General features: G+C 68.2%; 3 protein-coding genes. All 3 read left to right on the plus strand.

Annotation, left to right across the window (positions count from 1 at the left end; translation table 11 throughout):
• Positions 1-11 precede the first annotated feature (11 nt).
• Positions 12-968: an ABC transporter permease gene (locus AB4Z48_RS40295; protein ID WP_441624468.1), complete on the plus strand. Its 957-nt coding sequence runs from the start codon at positions 12-14 to the stop codon at positions 966-968.
• Positions 969-999: 31 nt separating this feature from the next.
• On the plus strand, positions 1,000-1,884 hold the full coding sequence (locus AB4Z48_RS40300; RefSeq protein WP_441624469.1) for an ABC transporter permease: 885 nt from the start codon (positions 1,000-1,002) through the stop codon (positions 1,882-1,884).
• On the plus strand, positions 1,884-3,160 hold a 1,277-nt coding region (locus tag AB4Z48_RS40305), incomplete at its 3' end, for an ABC transporter ATP-binding protein (protein WP_441624471.1). The genes AB4Z48_RS40300 and AB4Z48_RS40305, both read left to right, overlap by 1 nt.

The raw sequence follows: 3,160 nt of genomic DNA on the forward strand, positions 1-3,160 counted from the left end.
GAGGAGACACCATGAACCTGTTCATCTTGCGTCTGCTGGCGCGGCGCATCGGTCTGGCGCTGATCTCGCTACTGGCCGTCTCGGCCATCGTCTTCGCCATCACCGCGGTATTGCCCGGCGATGCCGCGCAGGAACAGCTCGGCCAGGACGCCACACCCGAAGCCCTGGCCGCGCTGCGTACCCAGATGGGCCTCGATGTCCCCGCGCCCGTGCGCTATGCGCACTGGCTGGGCGGCATGGCGACCGGCAATGCCGGCGAGTCGCTCGTCACCCACATGCCGGTGTCCGAGGCCATCGGCAGCCGCCTGCGCCAATCGCTGCTGCTGGCCGGCCTGACTGCGCTGATCTCGGTGCCGGTAGCACTCGGCCTCGGCATCCTGGCGGCGGTCTTCCGCGGCACATGGTTTGACCGCAGCGTCAGCCTGGGCGCGGTGGCGGTGGTCTCGGTGCCGGAGTTCCTGGTCGCCACGCTCGCGGTGCTGCTGTTCGCGGTCCACCTGCGCTGGCTGCCGGCGCTCGCCTACATCGGCACCGACGATTCCTGGGACAAGATCGTGCGTTCGCTGGCCATGCCGGTCCTGAGCCTGTGCTGCGTGATCGTCGCGCAGATGCTGCGCATGACCCGCGCGGCGGTGATCGACCAGCTCAACGCGCCCTATATCGAGATGGTGCGGCTCAAGGGCGCCTCCTCGACCCGCATGGTGCTGTTCCACGCCCTGCCCAACGCCATCGGCCCGATCGCCAATGCCGTGGCGCTGAGCCTGTCTTACCTGCTTGGCGGCGTCATCATCATCGAGACCATCTTCAACTACCCGGGGATCGCCAAGCTGATGGTGGACAGCGTCGCCCAGCGCGACATGCCCGTGGTCCAGGTGTGCGCCATGATTTTCTGTTGTGCGTACCTGATCCTCGTCACGCTTGCCGATGTGTGCGGCATCGTCGCCAATCCGCGTCTGCGCCACCGCTGAAGCCTTGAACGCCATGCAGGAGCTGCAACCCATGTCCCCTACCTCCAACACGCACGCCACCTCCGCCGTGAGCGCCCCCGATAAAAGCTGTCGCCGCCCGCGCCTGCCCAAACTGGGTATCACCGGCTGGATCGGCTGCCTGATCCTCATCGGTTGGCTGATTGCCGCCATTCTCGGCCCGATCCTGATCAGCCATGACGGCACGCCCACGGCCGAGATCCAGGTCTTCGGCCCGATCAGTGCCCTGCACTGGCTCGGTACCGACTACCTCGGGCGCGACATGCTGACGCGCGTGATCCTGGGCGCGCGCTATACCGTCTGCGTTGCGCTGGTCTCGACCCTGTGCGCCAGCGGCATCGGCATCACGCTGGCACTGCTCGCCACCGTCAGCGGGCGCTGGATCGATGCCGGCCTCAGCCGCGGCCTCGATACGCTCACGGCGATCCCCAGCAAGATGTTCGCACTGATCATGGTCGCGGCCTTCGGCTCCTCGGTGTGGATGCTCGCGCTCACGGCGGCGATCATCTACGTCCCGGGTGCATATCGGATCGCGCGCTCGCTGGCGGTCAACATCAACGCGATGGACTACGTCACGGTCGCCCGCACCCGCGGCGAAGGCACCGCCTACATCATGCGCCAGGAGATCCTGCCCAACATCCTCGGCCCGATGCTGGCCGACCTGGGGCTGCGCTTCGTCTACGTCGTGCTGCTGCTCGCGAGCCTCAGCTTCCTGGGCCTGGGCATCCAGCCGCCCGATGCCGACTGGGGTTCGCTGGTGCGCGAGAACATCGGCGCGCTGTCTGAAGGCAGCATGGCCGTGGTGGCGCCGGCGCTGGCCATCGCCAGCCTGACCCTCGCCGTCAATCTTGTTATCGACAACCTGCCGGGTCGCTCGGCACGTAACGGAGTCAAATAATGGGCACGTCCGTAAAGGTCAGCAATCTGCGCATCACCGCAGGCCAGGCGACGTTGGTAGATGGTGTGGACTTCGAGATCGAGCCCGGCAAGGTGCTGGCGCTGATCGGCGAGTCCGGCTCGGGCAAGACCACCACCGCGCTGGCGCTGATGGGCTTCGCGCGCCACGGTTGCGAGATCGCCGGCAGCATCCGGGTCGGCACCACCGACGTGCTGCACCTGTCGCCAGGCGAACAGCGCCGGCTGCGCGGGCGCGAGATCACCTATATCGCCCAGAGCGCGGCGGCCTCGTTCAACCCGTCGCGCACCATCATGGACCAGGTGGTCGAACCGGCGCTGATCCACCGGCTCATGAATCGCAAGGCTGCCGAGAAGAAGGCGGTCGCGCTGTTCCGCGAACTGGCGCTGCCCGACCCTGATTCCATCGGCGAGCGCTACCCCCACCAGGTCTCCGGCGGACAGTTGCAGCGCCTGATGGCCGCAATGGCCCTGATCACCGATCCCGACCTGGTGATCCTGGACGAGCCGACCACGGCCCTGGACGTCACCACCCAGGTCGAAGTGCTGCGCGTGTTCCGCCGCGCGGTGCAGGAACGCCGCACCACGGCGGTCTATGTCAGCCACGACCTCGCCGTGGTGGCCCAGGTGGCGGACCACATCCTGGTGCTGCGCGATGGCAAGATGCGCGAGCTGGGCGAGACCGACCAGATCCTGTACCAGCCCGCCGACGACTACACGCGCTGCCTGCTGGCCGCGGCGCGGCCGACCGAGCGTCCCGGCGCGCCGGTGGACCCGGACAAGAGCCCCCTGCTGCTCGAGGTCCGCGACCTGTCCGCCGGCTACGGTGCGGTCGATGCCCACGGGCAGCCGGCCGCGAAGATCCTGGAGGGCGTGGGCCTGAAGCTGTACCGGGGCCAGGCGATCGGCGTCATYGGCGAGTCGGGTTCGGGCAAGACCACGCTGGCGCGGGCCATCGCCGGCCTGGTGGCGCCCTGCCACGGCAGCATCGCGTTCGACGGCCGCCCACTGAAACCGACGGTGGCCAAACGCAGCCACGACGAGCTGCGGCGCATCCAGATCGTGTTCCAGATGGCCGATACCGCGCTCAATCCTGCACGCACCGTCGAGGAGATCCTGGCGCGGCCGCTGCAGTTCTTCCACGGCCTGCGCGGCGAAGCGAAACGGGCACGGATYCGCCAGTTGCTCGATCTGGTGCGGCTGCCGGCCRGCGTGGCGCAGCGCACGCCCGGTGGCCTGTCCGGCGGGCAGAAACAGCG

This window comes from Cupriavidus sp. 2TAF22 (assembly GCF_052115045.1).
GTDB lineage: Bacteria > Pseudomonadota > Gammaproteobacteria > Burkholderiales > Burkholderiaceae > Cupriavidus.